This window comes from Pseudomonas profundi (assembly GCF_008638305.1).
Lineage (GTDB): Bacteria > Pseudomonadota > Gammaproteobacteria > Pseudomonadales > Pseudomonadaceae > Halopseudomonas > Halopseudomonas profundi.
In genome coordinates this window covers 68,675-87,545 of record NZ_VTPZ01000016.1, presented here as the reverse complement: position 1 = coordinate 87,545, position 18,871 = coordinate 68,675, and the positions used below count along the sequence as shown (strand labels likewise).

Genomic DNA, 18,871 nt, shown 5'->3' with positions numbered 1-18,871 from the left:
ATTCCGTAGCGCCATGACTTGAGAGAGGCGCATTATAGGCGTCTGACGTTTGCCGTCAAGCAGTTTGAAGCAACTTTCTAGCGAAGGGACGATAAAGCCCGCTCCTTATACAGGGACGGGCTTATCCGGCGGTTAAACAGAGAGGAATTTGCTGATGTAAGCCTTGTCGATTTGCTCGCCTTCGGCTTCGTGAACGATTCTGCCCTTGTCGATCACCAGCATGCGATCAGCGACGGCGGTGGCGAAGCTCAATACCTGCTCGGATACGACGATGCTGATCTTGCGCAGCTGCTTGATTTCATTCAACGTCACTGCGAGCTGTTTGATAATCGAAGGCTGAATGCCCTCCGTTGGTTCATCCAGCAGCAGCACCTTGGGATCAGCCGCCAGCGCGCGCCCGATAGCCAGCTGTTGTTGTTGACCACCGGAGAGGTTTCCGGCTTTACGATGACGCATGTCGAACAACACCGGGAACAGCTCATAGATATCGTTCGGCACTTTCTTGCGTCCCGACGCTTCCAGCCCGGCCTTGATATTTTCCTCCACGGTCAGCGTAGGGAATACCATTCTGCCCTGGGGTACATAGGCGATCCCCTTCGCCACACGCTGGTAGGATTCCGCCCGGGTCAAATCATCGCCCCGGAAGCATATTTCGCCCGCGGTGCTTGGCAGCATACCGATCAACGATTTGAACAGAGTGGTTTTGCCCATACCATTGCGGCCCATGATAGCTACCGTTTCATTGGCCCCCACGTTCAATGAGACCCCGTGGATCACTTCGCTCATGCCGTAACTGACGCGCAGTTCGTTGACACTTAACATGTCCGGACTCCCTATTTAATGACCGAGGTACACTTCGATAACCTTCTCGTTTCGCTGCACGTCATCCATCTTGCCTTCGGCCAGTAATTTGCCCTGGTGCAATACGGTTACCCGGTGCGCGATATCTTTGACGAAATCCATGTCGTGCTCGATGACGATGACTGAACGGTTCTGACTGATTCGGCGCAACAGGTCCGCGGTGGCTTCGCGTTCGGAAACGCTCATGCCCGCTACTGGCTCGTCAAGCATCAACAGCTCCGGATCCTGAATCAGCAACATGCCGATCTCCAGCCACTGCTTTTGCCCGTGACTGAGCAAACCCGCGCTGGTATCGAGCCGATCGATCAGGAATATGTCGTCCGCGATCGCTTCGACCCGTTCCCGTACCTGGTCAGTGACTTTAAAAAACAGGCTGCCAAAAACGGTTCGTCCGGTTGGGTAGGACAGCTGCAGGTTCTCCCGGACCGTCAGGTTCTCGTAGATGGATGGCGTCTGGAACTTTCGACCCACGCCTGCCTTGACGATGTTGTTCTCCGCGAGCCTGGTGAGCTCGGTGTCCTTGAACCTGATGGAGCCTGAGGTAGCACGTGTTTTGCCGCAGATCAGGTCCAGCAGCGTGGTTTTACCGGCGCCATTGGGGCCGATTACCACGCGCACTTCGTTTCGCTCTACATAGAGGTTCAGTCCATCGACCGCCTTGAAGCCATCGAACGAAACGGTGAGATCCTCGACCGCCAATAAAATAGGAGCACTCATGACGTCACCTCCTGCGGCTTACCACTCGTTGGCGCTGGCTCGGCTGCCTGCTCATGCTTGACTAGCGCTGGCTTGCGCCGTGACGCGAGGAAACGATCAATGTGCGGCTGCACGAAGTCTTCATAAAGACCGGCCAGGCCGCGCGGAAACAGCAACACCACGCCAATGAACAACGCACCCATGAAGATGATCCACAGTTGCGGGAAGCTTTCCGACAACAGGGATTTCGCCAGGTTGACCAGCAAGGCGCCGTACACCGCACCAATCAGCGAGAGACGTCCGCCTACTGCGCAGAAGATAACCATTTCGATGGAGACGACGGTGCCCACAAAAGTGGGAGACATGAAGCCGACCTGCAGTGCAAACATGGCTCCGCCAATGGCCGAGAAGATGCCAGCCAGCGCGAAGACAAAGATCTTGATATTGGCGACGTCGTACCCGGAAAACCGCACCCGGTCTTCCTGATCGCGCATGGCGATGAGCAGTTTCCCGTAGCGACTGCTGAGCACGAACTGGCCAATCAACAGACAAAGAATCAACAGCACGCAACAGAGGAAATACAGTATGTATTTGGCGCTGTCCGGACGGATGTCCCAACCCAGCAGGGTACGCAGATCAGTGATCCCGTTGATCCCGCCGGTGTAACCTTGTTGGCCAATAATCAGAATGGTCGCAATCGAAGCAATTGCCTGCGTGATGATCGCGAAATACACCCCACCGACTCGGCGCTTGAACATCGCTACCCCGATCACAAATGCGAACAATGCCGGCACAGTCAGGATCAACAGAACGGTCAAGGTCAGACTGTGGAAGGGCATCCAGAAAATCGGTAACTCGGTAATCTGGTTCCAGTCCATGAAATCAGGAATGCCTGGGGTACTCTGAATGGCGGTGTTTTCTGGACTCGAAGCTTCAAGTTTGAGAAACATTGCCATGCAGTAACCGCCTAGGCCAAAGAAGATCCCCTGCCCCAGACTAAGCACTCCACCGTAACCCCAGCACAACACCAGTCCGATCGCGACAAACGCGTAGGTCAGATATTTACCGATCAGGTTCAGGCGAAAGATATCCAGCGTCAGCGGCAGCACCACGAGCAATACAACAGCCAGCGCGGCCAGTTGCAGTAGACGCTGCCGCCCCCCGAATGCGCTAATCCAGTTTTGCATCACGTTAACCTCCAGCCGGCGCGCCAATCAGCGGCGCACCTTGCTTGCAAAAAGTCCCTGGGGACGGAACATCAGGATCCCGACGACGACCAGCAAGGTAATCACCTTGGCCATGGAGCCGCTGAGGAAGAATTCGAGGATCGACTGCGATTGGGCAATACCGAAGGCCGATACCACGGTACCGAGCAAGCTCGCTGCGCCGCCAAATACCACCACCAGAAAGGTGTCCACGATATAGAGCGAACCCGTGGTCGGGCCGGTAGACGCAATAGTGGTGAACGCCGCGCCCGCAACGCCGGCGATACCGCAACCCAACGCGAAGGTAAAACGATCGACGCGCTTGGTATTGATGCCCGCCGCGTTTGCCATCAAGCGGTTCTGGGTTGTCGCGCGCAATTTGATGCCCCAGCGCGAGCGATACATCATTATCACTACGCTTACGGTCATCAGCAGGGTTACCCCCATGACGAACAGTCCATTGAGCGGAATGTCGATCATGTCGCTTACCGCCCATGAGCCCATCAGCCAGTCCGGCATGCCGACACTCACTTCACGCGGGCCAAACGTTGAGCGATAGATCTGCTGGAGAATCAATCCCAGGCCCCAGGTCGCTAACAGTGTGTCCAGCGGTCGATGATATAAACGACTGATCATCAATCTTTCAACGATGTAACCGAGCAGGAAAGCCCCAGCGAAGGCTGCAACAATTGCGAAGGGAAAGTAGACCTGCTGCAGCCAGGGCGAGGTGGTGGCCAGCTCGGAAACCAGCCAGGTAATGTAGGCTCCGAGGGTCAGAAACTCCCCGTGGGCCATATTGATAACACCCATCTGCCCGAAAATAATGGCCAATCCCAGGGCCATCAGCAGAAAGACGCAGAATAGACTCAGGCCACTGAATCCCTGCATGACAAAAATGGCCGCGAGCTCTTGCCCTGAATAACCGCCCATATTGGCTCTCCTGATTTACCGACGATGCGGTCGTAATCGACCGCATCTGCTACGTGGCTTATTGATAGCCTTCCGGGAAGGGGTTCGGCTCGATCAGTTCCGATTCGTACACCACCTCGGCCTGACCATCAGCCTTCCACTGTCCCATGCGCAGCTTGCTCCACAGGTGATGGTTTTCATGGACCTTGACGTAACCTTCGGGCGCAGTTTCCAGCTCGATATCGGCAGAGGCCGCAGCCACCGCATCAACGTCGAAGCTGCCCGCTTTCTCGACAGCGGCTTTCCACAACCAGGGTCCCAGATAGGCAGCCTGGGTCACGTCACCGATCACGCTGTCTTCACCCCAGCGCGCCTTGAACGCCTTGACGAACGCCTGGTTGTTCTCGTTTTCCAGTGACTGGAAATACTTCATCGAGGAGTAATAACCGGCGATGTTTTCACCACCAATGCCCAGCACTTCGTCTTCAGTGACCGAGATGGTAACGATAGTCTGACGTTCCGGTGTGATACCTGCTGCCTTGAGCTGCTTCCACCAGGCAACGTTGGAGCCGCCGACGATGCTGGCGTAAACCACATCAGGCTTTTTCAGGCGGATCTTGTTGATAAGTGAACCGAAGTTGGTGTTGCCGAGCGGGTAATACTCTTCGCCGATGACTTCGCCGCCGAGTACGTTCTCAATATGCTTGCGGGCGATCTTGTTCGAGGTGCGGGGCCAGATGTAATCCGAACCGACGAGGTAGTAAGTCTTGGCATCCTTTTCCTTGGCGATCCAGTCCAGTCCGGCGAGGTTTTGCTGGGTAGCTTCCTGTCCTGTATAGATCACGTTCTTGGACTGCTCGAGCCCTTCATAAAAGGTCGGGTAATAGAGTATCCCGTTTTCTTTCTCAAAAACCGGTAGTACGGCTTTGCGAGATGCAGAGGTCCAGCAACCGAACACCGCTGCGACCTTGTCCTGGGTGAGAAGCTTGCGAGACTTTTCCGCGAAGGTTGGCCAGTCGCTCGCGCCGTCCTCCTGGATTACCTCAATCTGCCGCCCTAGCACACCACCCATGGCGTTGATCTGCTCGATGGCGAGCTTCTCAGCTTCGACCGAGCCGGTTTCACTGATAGCCATGGTGCCGGTGACGGAATGCAGGATGCCAACCTTGACGGTGTCATCGCTTACGGCAAGGCCTGTCGTATTGACCTTGTCAGTCGGGTGGTCCGCCGCGCCAGCGGCGCCAGCAAAGCCCAGGCCAGCGCCCAGGGCAACTGCCAGCAGATGGCGCTTCCAGGCCGGCGTCTTGCGAGTTGAGTCATGCATGAGGTGCTTCTCCTTGATTTGGATGTAACTGGCGAGCATGTCCAGTCCCCCGCTTCACTCGCCTGTTGAATCCACCTGAGCAACCCCTGTGCCATCTCAGCCTGTCCCGCTGCAAATTTTGCCAAATAAGCAGCTAAATAGTTGTAATACGGGAAGTTTATATTTCTGGTCACAGCCGTCCTCGCCTCACCGGAGCAACGCAGCGCCTGCTCCGAAATAGCGCGCTCTGACATTGTCATGCCATTGTCATAGCCCAATGCTGGACATTGTCATCCCGGAGCCGGCAGCCCTGCTGTTAGTAGCTGACAATCTGCCAACAACCCATTGTTTTAAAACATGTTTTATTTCCAATGACAAAGCTGGCACGGCATCTGCTCTATGCGTCATACCGGACCGATTGACCGGACCGAAACGCAACATCAAAAAAGAGGATGCCCCCGTCATGGCTGAAACACTGATCAAGATCGACCTGAGCAAGAGTCCCAAGGAACACGACAACATTCATAACCGCTGGCACCCGGACGTGCCTATGGTGGCAACCGTCAAGCCCGGGGCAGATTTCATTATCGAGTGCATGGACTGGACTGGCGGCCAGATCGCCAATAACGACAGCGCCGAAGACGTCCGCGATGTCGACCTGACCAAGGTGCATTACCTGAGTGGTCCGGTAGCGGTCGAGGGCGCCGAGCCGGGCGATCTGCTGGTTGTCGACATTCTGGATATCGGGGCTTTTGCCGATCAGATGTGGGGCTTCAACGGCGTGTTTGCCAAGCAGAACGGCGGCGGCTTTCTTACCGAACATTATCCCGAAGCGCGCAAAACCATCTGGGACTTCAACGGCATCTACACCAAGTCCCGCCATATTCCGGGGGTCGAGTTCATTGGCCTGATGCACCCGGGCCTGATTGGTTGCCTGCCCTCGCAGGAGCTACTAGATGAATGGAACACCCGTGAGCAGGCGCTGATTGATACTGACCCGGAACGCGTGCCCGGCCTGGCCAATCCGCCCTACGCACCCACTGCGCATGTTGGCCGCGCCGCCGGCGATGTCGCCAGCAAGATCGCAGCGGAAGGTGCGCGCACCGTACCGCCGCGTGAACATGGCGGCAATTGCGATATCAAGGATCTGACCAAGGGCTCGCGTGTGTTCTTCCCCGTCTATGTAAAAGGCGGCGGCTTGTCGATGGGCGATCTGCACTTCTCCCAGGGTGACGGCGAGATCACATTCTGTGGCGCCATCGAGATGGCCGGCTGGATCCATGTCAGGGTCAACCTGATCAAGGACGGCGTAAAAAAATATGCCGTGAAGAATCCGATCTTCCAGCCAAGCGATCTTTCTCCCAGCTACAAGAAGCACCTGATCTTCGAAGGCATATCGGTCGACGAGAACGGCAAGCAGCATTACCTGGATGCCCACGTTGCCTATCGCCAGGCCTGCCTGAACGCCATCGAGTACCTGAAAAAATTCGGTTACAGCGGCGCTCAGGCCTATTCGATCCTCGGCACCGCACCGGTGCAGGGCCACATCAGCGGCATCGTCGACGTGCCCAACGTCTGCGCAACGGTATGGATTCCTACCGAAATATTCGACTTCGACATCCAGCCCAACGCCGACGGACCCACCCTCGCGGTCAGCGGTGACGAAATACCTACGGCCATCTGGAATAAATAAAGCGCTGATAAACGGTTGCTCCGCCATGGAGCAACCCGTCAGCCCCCTTTGCACCGTCAGGAAGCATCCATATGCCGATTTATGATTTCGACTGCCCCGCGTGCGGGGTCTTCGAAGCGCTATTGCCCAGCGCCGAGCGCGATACGCCGCGCAACTGTCCCGACTGCGGACAAGCCATGCAGCGGCTGGTGTGCGCGCCGCGTCTGCAGATCCTCAACACACAACAACGCACCGCTCATGAGACCAACGAGCGCAGCGCCCATGCCCCGAAGGTAAGCCACGGGCACAGTTGTTGCAGTTCCGGTGCTTGTAGCCATACGCCACGCGCCGATGGACAACCGCCGGCACTCAAGCAACAAACCGGCCCCCGCCGTCCCTGGATGATCAGCCACTAACCGCTGTGCAGCCGGGCCGGGGACGTTCACCCCAGATACCGGAGCCCGCACAGCATGATGATTTCCTCCCCGGAACGGGTAACCCAACAGATGAAGCGTGAACTGGTGGTCATCCTGGAAATGGCCAAGCTGATGGAGAAACCCCTGGACGCGCCGCGCACCATTCAGGGACTGCTCCGGCTGCTGTCGCAGCTCTATGGTCTGAATTGTGGCCGGGTTAGCCTGCCGGACGCGCCCACCAGCACCCTTCAGGTGCGTTATTCCTATGGCCTGTCGATTGACGACCTGAAGGCCGGGCGCTTCAACCTCAACTTCAATGAGGGGGTAACCGGCTACGTCATGCGTACGGGTTCCATCGGGCTGGTGCCGGATGTGGATAAGGAGCCGCTGTTTATCCGCCGCATCACCGAGTTGTCTCACCACCGGGGCGGCCGCATGGCCTTTATCGCCATACCCATTCTCGAGACCGGGACGCCAATCGGCGTCTTGTCGGTACAGCGTGAGGGATTGCACGAACGGCCCTTCGATAACGACATAAGCTTGCTGCGCGTAGCGGCGGCGATGATCGGCCAGCTACTGCGCATTCATAGTTTCGTCGTGGAACAGACCGCTCATCTGGTCAAGGAAAACCAGCATCTTCGCCACAGCATCGCTGTCGAGGGGATGCTCAAACAAAGCCTTGCGCACGGCATTCTCGGCACCAGCCAGTCGCTGATGGACGCGGTGCGTTCGGCCATTCAGGTCGCACGAAGCGATGCCCCGGTCATGCTGTTGGGCGAGTCAGGGACCGGCAAGGAAAAATTCGCGCGCATGATTCACCAGCAAAGCGACCGCCGGGAACAACCCTTTATTTGCATTAACTGCGCTGCGATTCCGGCCGATCTTCTCGAGTCCGAGCTGTTTGGGCATGTCAAAGGTGCCTTCACCGGCGCCTCGCACAGCAAGCTGGGCAAGATCATCCAGGCCGACCGGGGCACGCTGTTCCTCGATGAAATCGGCGATATGCCGCTCGCGTTGCAATCCAAGCTGCTGCGCGTGTTACAGGAAAAGAAGGTCGACCCGATCGGCAGCATGCAGTCGGTCCCGGTGGACTTCCGGGTGATCACCGCTACCCACGTCAATCTGCAGGAGTCGGTCAACCAGGGCAACTTCCGTCTGGATCTGTTCTATCGGCTGCATGTGGTACCGGTGCACCTTCCGCCCCTGCGTGATCGCCAGGACGATATCAGGCAATTGGCGCTGCACTTTCTCAACGAGCTCAATCATCACTACGAGCGCAACTGGAGCCTGGCGGCGGATGCCTTCGCCGTGCTGGAGCAGTTTGACTGGCCGGGCAACATCCGCCAGCTACAGAACGTGCTTGAACGCACCGCGCTGACCAGTGATCAGGATCTGATCAACGGCGAGCAACTCCACCAGAGCCTGGCCTCGGAAAGCGCCATTACCATTCCGCAAAGATCCCATGGCCTGCCGCACGTGATCGCGACAGTACCCGAACCAAAAGCCGCCGGTGATGACCGCCGCAGCTACAGCCGTTCCTATAACTGGGTCCAGCAGGACGAAGCGGAGGTCATCCGCAGCATGCTCGCGCTGACCAACAACAACCAATCCGAAGCTGCACGGCGATTGAATATAAGCCTGAGGCAGCTTCGCTACCGGGTCAGCAAGCTGGGTATCGAACGCCCACACATCTGACCCATTTGATACGGAGAAAGAACCATGCGTCACGGTGATATTTCAAGCAGCCCGGACACTGTTGGTGTGGCGGTCGTCAACTACAAGATGCCACGTCTGCACACCAGGGATGAGGTATTGGAGAATGCCCGCAAGATTGCCGACATGATTATCGGCATGAAGCGCGGGCTGCCCGGCATGGACCTGGTGGTGTTCCCGGAATACAGCACCATGGGCATCATGTACGACAACGACGAAATGATGGCCACCGCCACCACCATACCAGGGGACGAAACCCGGATATTCAGTGAAGCCTGCAAGCAGGCCCGCACCTGGGGCATCTTCTCGTTGACCGGCGAACAACATGAAGAGCATCCGCATAAAGCGCCATACAACACCCTGGTGCTGATCAACGATCAGGGCGAAATCGTGCAGAAGTACCGCAAGTGTATTCCCTGGTGTCCGATCGAAGGGTGGTATCCCGGCGACCGCACCTATGTCACCGAAGGCCCCAAGGGCATGAAGATCAGCCTGATCATTTGCGACGACGGTAATTACCCGGAGATCTGGCGCGACTGCGCGATGAAAGGCGCCGAATTGATCGTACGTTGCCAGGGCTACATGTATCCGGCCAAGGAACAGCAGGTGATGATGTCGAAAAGCATGGCCTGGGCCAACAACTGCTATGTCGCCGTGGCCAATGCCAGCGGCTTCGATGGCGTGTATTCCTACTTTGGTCACTCGGCGATCATCGGCTTTGACGGTCGCACCCTGGGCGAATGCGGCGAAGAGGAAATGGGCATTCAGTACGCCCAGCTATCCGTCTCGCAGATCCGCGATGCGCGGACCAACGATCAGTCGCAGAACCATCTGTTCAAGTTGCTACACCGTGGCTATACCGGTGTGTACAACTCCGGCGACGGTGATCGCGGTGTAGCGGACTGTCCGTTCGACTTCTACCGTACCTGGGTGCTGGATGCGGAAAAGGCGCAGCAGGATGTGGAGAAAATGACCCGCGGCACCATCGGCGTGGCTGACTGCCCGGTCGGGGAGCTCCCGCATCCCGGACGTGACCGGGAAGCCGGCGCTTGAGGCTGAACTGCGGCCCAACGGGGCCGCTTGACTGCTTCGTACAAGCCGCAGACAAGGATGCGAGACATGCCCTTCATCAATGACGTACTGGAGCAAAACCAGCGCGCCAGCGGTACCTTGCCGCTGACGCACACCTCGCGTTTTCGCTTTGATCCGCAGCAGGTGATGACGCTGCTGCGCTCACGCATCGTCGGCCAGGATGCCGCCCTCGATACCATTGAAGCCAGCCTGATGGTGATCAAGGCTGAACTCGGCGATCCGCGTAAACCGCTCGCGGTGATCCTGCTCATGGGACCCACTGGCGTGGGCAAAACCGAAACCGTGCGACTGCTCGCCGAGGCGATTCATGGCAAAGCCGATGCGCTGTGTCGGATTGACATGAATACCCTGGCGCAGGAGCACTACGCCGCCTCCCTTACCGGTGCCCCACCCGGCTACGTTGGCAGCAAGGAAGGCACCACACTCTTCGACAAGGCCGCGATCGAAGGCAGTTACAGCGCCCCCGGCATCGTCCTGTTCGATGAACTGGAAAAGGCCAGCGAGCCGGTGGTGCGGGCCCTGATGAATATCTTTGATAACGGCCAGCTGCGCCTCAGTTCCGGTACTGCCACCCTGGATTTTCGCAACAGTCTGATTTTCATGACCAGCAACATCGGCGCGCAGGCGCTGTGGACCTATCAACAACGCCAGCAACAGGGGTGGCGCAAGCTGCTACCAAACCCGTGGCAACTACGCCGCGAAACAAGACTGATTGACCAGGCGCTGGAAAAACACTTCTCGCCCGAATTTCTCAACCGTATAGATCACCGGGTGCGCTTTCAGCGACTGGGTGATGAGCAGGTTGGGCAACTGGTAAGTCTGGCGTTGACCCGATTGAACCAGCGCCTGGCGCGACGCCACCTGCAGCTGGTGCTCAGCCCCGATCTTCATCACTGGCTGGGCGAACAGGGCTTCGATCGGCGCTACGGCGCACGCTCCATGGCACGGGCCTTTCGTCATCATCTGGAGCCCGCAGTGGCGCGCCTGCTGTTGGATCACCCCGACTGGGAGGCCGGCAATGTGATACAGGCGTCGCTGGGGCAAGATGGAATACAGATAAAACTTTTGCATTCGGCGAACACTTCGACATGCGGGCCTTGATTCCCAGGCACAAAAAAAACCCGCCGAAGCGGGTTTTCTTTACCTGCTGAACTAGATGCAGTCTTCGACTGACTTCAGCGGGTAATGAGCTGGGTATGGCAGGGTAGCCACACCGGAATCGATCGCAGCCTGAGCAACAGCAGCAGGCACTTCTTCGATCAGACGGACATCCATCGGCTTGGGAATGATGTAGTCCCGGCCGAATTCCAGGCTGATTCCGCCGTAAGCTGCAGAGACGTACTCCGGTACTGGCTCCTTGGCCAGCTTGCGGATGGCGTGTACAGCAGCAATCTTCATTTCTTCGTTGATGCGCGTAGCACGAACATCCAGTGCACCACGGAAGATGAATGGGAAGCCCAACACGTTGTTGACCTGGTTCGGGTAGTCAGAACGACCGGTAGCCATGATCACGTCAGGACGCGATGCATGGGCCAGCTCCGGGTTGATTTCCGGATCGGGGTTCGAGCACGCGAATACGATCGGGTTCTCAGCCATCAACTTCAGCTCAGCCGGTTGCAGCAGGTTCGGACCGGACAGACCAACAAATACGTCGGCGCCTTTCATGGCATCAGCCAGGGTGCGCTTGTCGGTTTCAGTGGCGAAGATTGCCTTGTATTCGTTCAGATCGTCACGGCCAGCGTGGATCACGCCTTTACGGTCGAGCATGTAGATGTTTTCGACGCTGGAACCGAGGCTCACCAGCAGCTTCATGCACGCGATAGCTGCAGCGCCGGCGCCCAGGCAGACGATCTTGGCATCTTCGATTTTCTTGTCGGCCAGCTCCAGCGCGTTGATCATGGCTGCGGCGGTAACAATAGCAGTACCGTGCTGGTCGTCATGGAAAACCGGGATATCACACTGCTCGATCAGAGCGCGTTCGATCTCAAAGCACTCAGGTGCCTTGATGTCTTCCAGGTTGATGCCACCGAAAGTGCAGGAAATGCGCTTGACGGTGTCAATGAATGCTTGAGGGCTTTCCGCTTCGACTTCGATATCGAACACATCGACACCGGCAAAACGCTTGAACAACACACCCTTGCCTTCCATTACCGGCTTGCTGGCCAGCGGGCCGAGGTTACCCAGACCCAGGATAGCGGTGCCGTCGGAAATCACTGCGACCAGGTTGCCCTTGCCAGTGTATTTGTAGGCATTGTTGGCGTCCTTGGCAATCTCGCGGACAGGCTCGGCAACGCCAGGGCTGTAGGCCAGCGCCAGGTCCCGGGCAGTGGCAGTCGGCTTGGTCAGCTCAACGCTCAGCTTACCCGGACGCGGGTGGGCATGGTACTCGAGTGCATCGGTTCTCAAATCAGACATGTTCAAAATTTCCGGTCAGGTTGCTCATGCGGACGGCCGAGAATACAGAAAACCCACTATACGAACAAGATCATTCATGAGATCAATGTCAAGGACATATTCTTATATCCATGTGTCATTGCAATGAAGCGACGCAGGCATGGTTTTCGCTGCGGATCAGTAGCGCTGCAGCATGAGGGGATGACTGGCGGGCAACATGAAAGGCTTATGGCCCGGCTTCAACCTGCCTCGGGTACGGTCGATCACCCAGCCGCGTGCTTCAACTTCGCTGCCCGCCAACTTCTCGACCTGGAGCTCTTTGAAATAGCCAAGCTCCCGAGTGGCAATACGTAGCACCAGCGGACCGTCAAGCTCCAACCAGTAGTACTTTCCTGCCTTGCTGACCGATTGCACCCGACCGCGGACAATCTGAAATCCACCGGAGGCCACCTTGGCCGCCGGCGTGAAGGCAGCGCCTTTCCACACGCCCAGGGAACCTTGGCGCGCAACGCGCTCGGCCACAGCATGGCAATCAACCAGTTCGACATTTGGCGGAACGGCCAACGCATAGCCCAACCCTTCGCGCAGAAGTTGCGCTTCGACATTGGCGCCCGCCGCAAACAGATGGCCGAGCGTGCGTCCGTAATGATCCCTGGGTTCATCGCCGACCGACAGCAGCAGCTCCCGGGCGTCGGTCAGCTGCTGCAGCCGACGACGAGCCGCCTGCGCAAAGGGCTCGGACGCTTCACCTCGCCGGCCAATCTCGGGCGTATTGATACCGATCAACCGGAGCCGTCGACCGTCCCTCAGTTCAAGGGTATCGCCATCTATGACATGGCGAACCGACACCGGCTCGCTGGGGCCGACGAGCTTGCAGGCATCGGCAAATACTGACTGGGCTGAAAGCCAGACAATAAAAAAGGCGCCCGTGAGGAGCGCCTTTCTGGTATCGAGCATTGCCAACATCTGGCAGCCGATCCTTACTTCTTGGTGCTGAGTGCACCGAAACGCTGATTGAAGCGCTCGATACGACCACCGGTGTCCAGCATCTTCTGCTTACCGGTGTAGAAAGGGTGGCACTCGGAGCACACGTCAAGGTGGATAGTTTCACGCAGTGTGGAACGGGTCTTGATCACGTTACCGCAGCTGCAGGTCGCTTCGAGATCTTGGTACACAGGATGCAGATCAGCTTTCATGGTGATTCCTCGGTTTTTTGTGCCGCCACCGGACCAACATGATCAGGCACCGCACTGGATAATCGCACCGCTACCATACACTGGTACCGGAAAACAGGCCGGCGATGATAACAGAAACAAGCACAGACGCAAGCATCCTCGGAATGCGCCTTGGTGCTACCATCAGCCACGAATTATTCAGGGAGTGTTCCGTGTCCGGCCCGATTCTGCAGGTTGCCCTGCCTTCACCCTTGCGTCGCCTGTTCGATTATCTTGCGCCAGCCAATACGCCATTGGAAGCCCTGCGTCCGGGCCTGCGCGTTCGGGTGCCCTTCGGTAACAGACAACTGGTCGGCCTGATCGCGGAGGTGAGCGATAGCTCCGAGGTACCGGAAAACAAGCTCAAGCGCGCCACGGAGCTGCTGGATTTCGAGCCGCTGCTACCTGATTCGCTCTGGCAATTATGCACCTGGACGGCCAGCTATTATCAGCACGGCCTGGGCGACACCTTGAGCAGCGCGCTGCCGATACTGCTTCGCCAGGGCGAGCCAGCGCTGGCGCGTCAGGACCTGATCTGGCAATTATTGCCCGGCGCTTACCCGGAACATCCAGCGGTCAGCCGCGCCGCCAAACAGAAACACGCCATCCAGACGCTGCAGCAACATCCGCATGGTTTGTCCCACGCCCTGTTGAGCCAATGGGGGCTGGCACGCGCCACGCTCGAGGCGCTGGAAAAGAAGGGGCTGGTGCGGCAGACCAGTCAGTCGCAGCATCATGTGCACGAACCCCTTCCTTTATTACATGAAGCGCCGTTAACGGCCAATGCTGAACAAGCGGCAGTACTCGCCGAGATTTTACCTGCCAGGCAAGAGCCCGAACACGCGTCGGTAAGTAACCAGCCTGCGCCCGGCTTTCGGGCCTGGCTGCTGGAAGGCGTAACCGGCAGCGGCAAGACCGAGATCTACCTGCAGGCAATCGAACACTGCCTGCGCCAGGGCCGCCAGGCTCTGGTGCTGATACCGGAGATCGGCCTCACGCCGCAGACACTGGAGCGCTTTCGTCGCCGCTTCAGCGTGCCGGTGGTCATCCTGCATTCCGGCCTGAATGACCGCGAGCGCCTGGATGCCTGGATTGCCGCCCGCGACGGCGAGGCTGGCGTGGTGATTGGCACCCGTTCGGCTATCTTCACCCCGCTGGCCCGGCCCGGCCTGATCATCATCGATGAAGAACATGACCTGTCCTATAAACAGCAGGAAGGCCTTCGCTATAACGCACGGGACCTGGCGGTGTACCGGGCGCGCCTGGAAAAGATCGGGATTCTGCTTGGCTCGGCTACGCCTTCACTGGAAAGCCTGCACAACGTACAGCGCGGCCGCTACCAACTGCTGCGCCTGACCCAGCGCGCCGGGAACGCCCAGCCGCCCAGCTTTCAATGCCTGGACATCCGCAGTCGTCCACTGGATGCAGGCCTGTCCCGGCCGCTGGTGCAAGCAATGCGCGACCATCTGAACCAGGGCAACCAGGTGCTGGTGTTCATCAACCGCCGCGGCTTTGCGCCGACGCTGATGTGCCACGATTGCGGCTGGATTGCCGAATGCAAACGCTGCGATGCGCGCATGACGGTGCACCAGTCGCCTCACCATCTGCATTGTCATCACTGCGGTAGCCAGCGCCCGGTCGACCGGGTCTGCCCCAAATGCACGGGAGAGGATCTGCGCCCGTTAGGCGCGGGAACCGAACGCACCGAAGAATTTCTGATCAACTGCCTGCCGGACTATCCGGTGCTGCGCATCGACCGCGACACCATGTCCCGCAAACAGGCCATGCAGTCGATGCTCAAGACCATTCACAGCGGGGAGCCCTGCGTGCTGGTCGGTACGCAAATGCTTGCCAAGGGACATCACTTTCCCGACGTCACGCTAGTGGCCATTCTGGATGCCGACGGCGGCCTGTTCTCGGCTGATTTCCGCGGCCCCGAACGCATGGCGCAGATGATCACCCAGGTGGCCGGACGTGCCGGGCGTGCGGACAAGCCCGGCCAGGTACTGATCCAGACGCACATGGCCGAGCATCCCTTGTTGATTGATCTGACCGAGCATGGTTACGCGGCGATCGCCGAGCGCGAACTTGCCGCACGCCAGGCTTCGCTCCTGCCTCCTTACAGCTTCCTGTCATTGCTGCGCGCCGAGGCCAATTCGGCCGCACTCGCCAACCAGTTTCTCGAAGAGGCCTGCGAACTCGCGGAACAGATATGCGAAGTCGGTAACTGGACCGGTGTCGACCTGCTCGGCCCGGTCCCCTCCCCAATGGAGCGGCGGGCGGGGCGTTTCCGTGCGCAGTTGCTGATTCAGGCCGACCAGCGCTCGACCATGCACCAGCTTTTATATAACTGGCTGCCACAGCTGGAACAGCATCCGCTTGCGCGCAAGGTGCGCTGGTCAATTGATGTTGATCCGCTGGATATGTTTTAGGGCGGGTGGTTCGTGATGACTTCAAAAGCAAATCCCCCCTAGCCCCCCTTTTTCAAAGAGGGGAACGTGTCCGTGCTTCGCTCAACCTGACTCGCACGTAGCGAATATCAAGGACGCGGTTGAACTCGCCGCCACACCGCTGCCCGATCGAGCCAGCTGTCTGTCAGGGTGGAGCAAGTGTTGAAAACAGGGATGTTTTCACCAAGCCCCCAGGGACGGGTTCACGGCGTCTTGCGTAATCCTGGCAGATAGCTGGCGATCAGCTCCGATCTCATCGCCGCACCCCCTATAACGACAATGCGATTTGGCAAGCCGCTCTAGAAAACGGATAATGCCGGGTTTTCCACAGGCATTTGCCGGATACCCGATTACCCATGAAAAACCTCATCAGCCAGCTCCTTGCCAGCGCCGTTAGCAGCCTGCAAAGCCAGGGCGTTTTGCCCGCCGACCTTACGCCCAACATTCAGGTCGAGACCGCCCGCGATAAGGCCCATGGCGATTTTGCCAGCAATCTTGCGATGATGCTGGCCAAGCCCGCCGGTATGAAGCCCCGGGATCTGGCTGAAAAACTGATTGCTGCGCTGCCTGAGCACAACGCCGTCGCCAGCGTCAGCATCGCCGGTCCCGGCTTTATCAACTTCTTTCAGGATTCAGGCTGGCTTGCAGGCCAGTTGGAAGCAGCGCTGGCTGATGACCGGTTGGGTGTCGCGCAGGCAGATCCGGCGCAGCGTGTGGTGGTGGATTATTCCTCTCCTAACCTGGCCAAGGAAATGCACGTTGGCCATTTGCGCTCCACCATTATTGGTGACGCCGTGGCGCGCATTCTGGAGTTTCTCGGGCACAAAGTAATCCGCCAGAACCACGTGGGCGACTGGGGCACACAGTTCGGCATGCTGCTGGCCTATCTGGAAGAAAACCCGGCCGACGCCGAATCTGAGCTCGGCGATCTGGAGAACTTTTACCGCCAGGCCAAGCGCCGTTTCGATGAAAGCGAAGCGTTCGCCAACCGCGCCCGTGAACGCGTTGTTCAGCTACAAGCCGGCGACCCGCAATGCCTGGCCCTCTGGCAACGTTTCAATTCGATTTCACTGGGTCACTGTCAGGCCGTTTACGATCGTTTGGGCGTCAGTCTGAGCGAGCAGGACGTGCGCGGCGAAAGCACCTATAACGACAAGCTCGCTGACGTCGTCGACAGCCTTACCGACAAGGGGTTGCTGACTGAAAGCGAAGGCGCCCGTTGTGTGTTCCTCGATGAGTTCAAGAACAGCGAAGGCAAGCCCCTGCCCGTGATTGTTCAGAAGGCTGGCGGCGGATATCTCTACGCCACCACCGATCTCGCTGCGATGCGCTACCGCCATGAGCAGCTGCAGGCTGACCGCGTGCTGTATTTCGTCGACCAGCGCCAGGCGCTGCATTTCCAGCAGGTTTTTGCCGTCGCGCGCAAGGCCGGCTTTGTGCCCGCCGACATGCAGCTTGAGCACATGGGCTTCGGCACCATGAATGGCGCTGACGGGCGGCCCTTCAAGACCCGCGATGGCGGCACGGTCAAGCTGATCGACCTGCTCGACGAAGCAGAGCTGCGGGCGCATCGGCTGGTAAAGGACAAGAATCCCGAACTGGGCGAAGATGAGCTGAACCAGATCGCCCGGGCAGTGGGCATCGGCGCGGTCAAGTATGCCGATCTGTCGAAGCACCGCAGCAGCGATTACAGCTTCAACTTCGAGCAGATGCTCAGCTTCGATGGCAATACTGCGCCCTATCTGATGTACGCCTATACCCGCGTCGCCAGCGTGTTCCGCAAACTGGGCAGCGGTATGGATCAGCTGGACCAGCTCGGCCCACTGGTTCTCGAAGAGGAAGCCGAAAACGAACTGGCCGCTCACCTGGCGCAGTTCGGCAATACCCTGAATTACGTCGCCCGTGAAGGCACACCCCACGTACTCTGCCATTACTTGTACGAATTGGCCGGGCGCTTCTCCAGCTTCTACGAACGCTGCCCTATCCTTGCCGCCGAACAGGCCAGCCAGCGCGACAGCCGTCTGCGCCTGGCCGCCCTGACTGGACGAACACTGCAGCAAGGCCTTACTCTGCTCGGCATTGAAACCTTGGAGCGCATGTAAGCAGTATGGCCAAAGGACGCAAAGCCCCAGTACGTGGCGCCAGCCGCGCTAAAGCTTCCGCCGGGCGAGGGATTCCGCCGTGGTTGTGGCTGGTCAGTGGCCTGGTTATAGGCATTTTTGTGGCATTTCTGTTCCAGCTGGAACCCGGCCGGGAGACTGTCAAACGCGACACGAATCCGCCAGCGCAGATACAACCGAAAAAGCCCACAAAACCTGCTGAGCCGCAGCCGCGTTACGACTTCTACACCTTGCTGCCGGAATCCGAGCAGCTGGTTCCCGAGTCCTCAGTGCCCAAGCAGGCGCCACCTGCACCGGCCAAAAAAGAAGAAGTCGCCAAGCCGCAGGACAGTACACGGTTTTTCCTGCAGGCCGGATCATTTCGCAAGCGTGGCGATGCTGATCGGGTGCGGGCGCAGATTCTCATGCTCGGGCTGGATGTCAAACTGGAAGATGCCAAGCTGGGCGACGGTGAAACCTGGTACCGCGTTCAGGTAGGCCCCTTCCAGGATCGCAGCAGCGTCAGTGAGGCGCAAAAAACCCTCGCCGGCAACGGTTACGACAATCTGCTGCTACAACAGCGTTCCGAGACACGCTGAACTGCAATTGCAGCTTGAAATCCGCGCTCCTGACCCCAGATAGGTTTCATTAGGGGATCTCTGCAAAACGTAACGAGCGAAGGTCAGGCAAGGCGAAATCGAGCGAAAACGCGCAGCTTACGCGGTTGTAAGTGAGCATTTTTCGCGAGGTTTCAACGCAGCATGGCCAAGCGCAGTAGTTTTGCAGAGGTTCCGAAGCGGTGATGCAGTCATGTGTCACCGATCTTTTGACAGCCAATCAGGAGCTG

At 58.3% G+C, this 18,871-nt stretch carries 16 protein-coding genes; 8 read left to right on the top strand and 8 right to left on the bottom strand.

Features of this window, described 5'->3' with window-relative positions:
- Positions 1-132 precede the first annotated feature (132 nt).
- The 5 genes from urtE to urtA are packed head-to-tail and all read right to left on the bottom strand — an operon-like array spanning position 133 to position 4,995.
- Entirely contained in the window at positions 133-822 is a 690-nt protein-coding gene (urtE, locus tag FZE95_RS17660) for an urea ABC transporter ATP-binding subunit UrtE (RefSeq protein ID WP_150302143.1), read from the bottom strand.
- 15 nt (positions 823-837) lie between these two features.
- Positions 838-1,578 (bottom strand): urea ABC transporter ATP-binding protein UrtD, encoded by a 741-nt coding sequence (urtD, locus tag FZE95_RS17655; protein WP_150302142.1) that lies wholly within the window; start codon positions 1,576-1,578, stop codon positions 838-840.
- Complete coding sequence (gene urtC / locus FZE95_RS17650) at positions 1,575-2,744, bottom strand: urea ABC transporter permease subunit UrtC (RefSeq protein WP_150302141.1); 1,170 nt, start codon at positions 2,742-2,744, stop codon at positions 1,575-1,577. The genes urtD and urtC overlap by 4 nt, the downstream gene beginning before the upstream one ends.
- A gap of 27 nt (positions 2,745-2,771) precedes the next feature.
- Positions 2,772-3,692: an urea ABC transporter permease subunit UrtB gene (urtB, locus tag FZE95_RS17645; RefSeq protein WP_150302140.1), complete on the bottom strand. Its 921-nt coding sequence runs from the start codon at positions 3,690-3,692 to the stop codon at positions 2,772-2,774.
- 58 nt (positions 3,693-3,750) lie between these two features.
- Complete coding sequence (gene urtA, locus FZE95_RS17640; protein WP_150302139.1) at positions 3,751-4,995, bottom strand: urea ABC transporter substrate-binding protein; 1,245 nt, start codon at positions 4,993-4,995, stop codon at positions 3,751-3,753.
- A gap of 442 nt (positions 4,996-5,437) precedes the next feature.
- On the opposite strand from urtA, the gene fmdA reads away from it, so the two are divergent.
- From fmdA to FZE95_RS17615, 5 genes are all read left to right on the top strand, one after another.
- Positions 5,438-6,667, top strand: a complete 1,230-nt coding sequence (gene fmdA / locus FZE95_RS17635) for a formamidase (RefSeq protein WP_150302138.1) — start codon at positions 5,438-5,440, stop codon at positions 6,665-6,667.
- A gap of 71 nt (positions 6,668-6,738) precedes the next feature.
- Positions 6,739-7,062 carry an FmdB family zinc ribbon protein gene (locus FZE95_RS17630; protein WP_150302137.1) on the top strand — a complete coding sequence of 108 codons (324 nt, stop codon included), beginning with the start codon at positions 6,739-6,741 and terminating at the stop codon, positions 7,060-7,062.
- 54 nt (positions 7,063-7,116) lie between these two features.
- Positions 7,117-8,757, top strand: coding sequence for a sigma-54-dependent Fis family transcriptional regulator (locus FZE95_RS17625; RefSeq protein WP_150302136.1), 1,641 nt, complete (start codon positions 7,117-7,119; stop codon positions 8,755-8,757).
- 24 nt (positions 8,758-8,781) lie between these two features.
- Entirely contained in the window at positions 8,782-9,828 is a 1,047-nt protein-coding gene (locus tag FZE95_RS17620; RefSeq protein ID WP_150302135.1) for an aliphatic amidase, read from the top strand.
- A gap of 66 nt (positions 9,829-9,894) precedes the next feature.
- Positions 9,895-10,968, top strand: coding sequence for an AAA family ATPase (locus FZE95_RS17615; RefSeq protein WP_150302134.1), 1,074 nt, complete (start codon positions 9,895-9,897; stop codon positions 10,966-10,968).
- A 51-nt stretch (positions 10,969-11,019) separates the two neighbouring features.
- Here FZE95_RS17615 and FZE95_RS17610 read toward each other — a convergent pair whose 3' ends face one another.
- The 3 genes from FZE95_RS17610 to rpmE all read right to left on the bottom strand — a co-directional run bounded on the left by FZE95_RS17610 (position 11,020) and on the right by rpmE (position 13,457).
- Positions 11,020-12,282, bottom strand: coding sequence for a malic enzyme-like NAD(P)-binding protein (locus FZE95_RS17610; protein ID WP_150302133.1), 1,263 nt, complete (start codon positions 12,280-12,282; stop codon positions 11,020-11,022).
- 156 nt (positions 12,283-12,438) lie between these two features.
- The gene (locus FZE95_RS17605; protein WP_150302132.1) at positions 12,439-13,218 is read right to left on the bottom strand and encodes a thermonuclease family protein; all 780 of its coding nucleotides are present in this window, start codon (positions 13,216-13,218) and stop codon (positions 12,439-12,441) included.
- A gap of 23 nt (positions 13,219-13,241) precedes the next feature.
- Entirely contained in the window at positions 13,242-13,457 is a 216-nt protein-coding gene (gene rpmE, locus FZE95_RS17600; RefSeq protein WP_150302131.1) for a 50S ribosomal protein L31, read from the bottom strand.
- Positions 13,458-13,648: 191 nt separating this feature from the next.
- On the opposite strand from rpmE, the gene FZE95_RS17595 reads away from it, so the two are divergent.
- From FZE95_RS17595 to FZE95_RS17585, 3 genes are all read left to right on the top strand, one after another.
- A complete protein-coding gene (locus tag FZE95_RS17595; RefSeq protein ID WP_150302130.1) occupies positions 13,649-15,907 on the top strand; it encodes a primosomal protein N' in 2,259 nt (752 codons plus the stop codon).
- Positions 15,908-16,281: 374 nt separating this feature from the next.
- Entirely contained in the window at positions 16,282-18,027 is a 1,746-nt protein-coding gene (gene argS, locus FZE95_RS17590; protein ID WP_150302129.1) for an arginine--tRNA ligase, read from the top strand.
- A gap of 5 nt (positions 18,028-18,032) precedes the next feature.
- Positions 18,033-18,623 (top strand): SPOR domain-containing protein, encoded by a 591-nt coding sequence (locus tag FZE95_RS17585; protein ID WP_150302128.1) that lies wholly within the window; start codon positions 18,033-18,035, stop codon positions 18,621-18,623.
- The last annotated feature ends 248 nt before the right edge of the window (positions 18,624-18,871 follow it).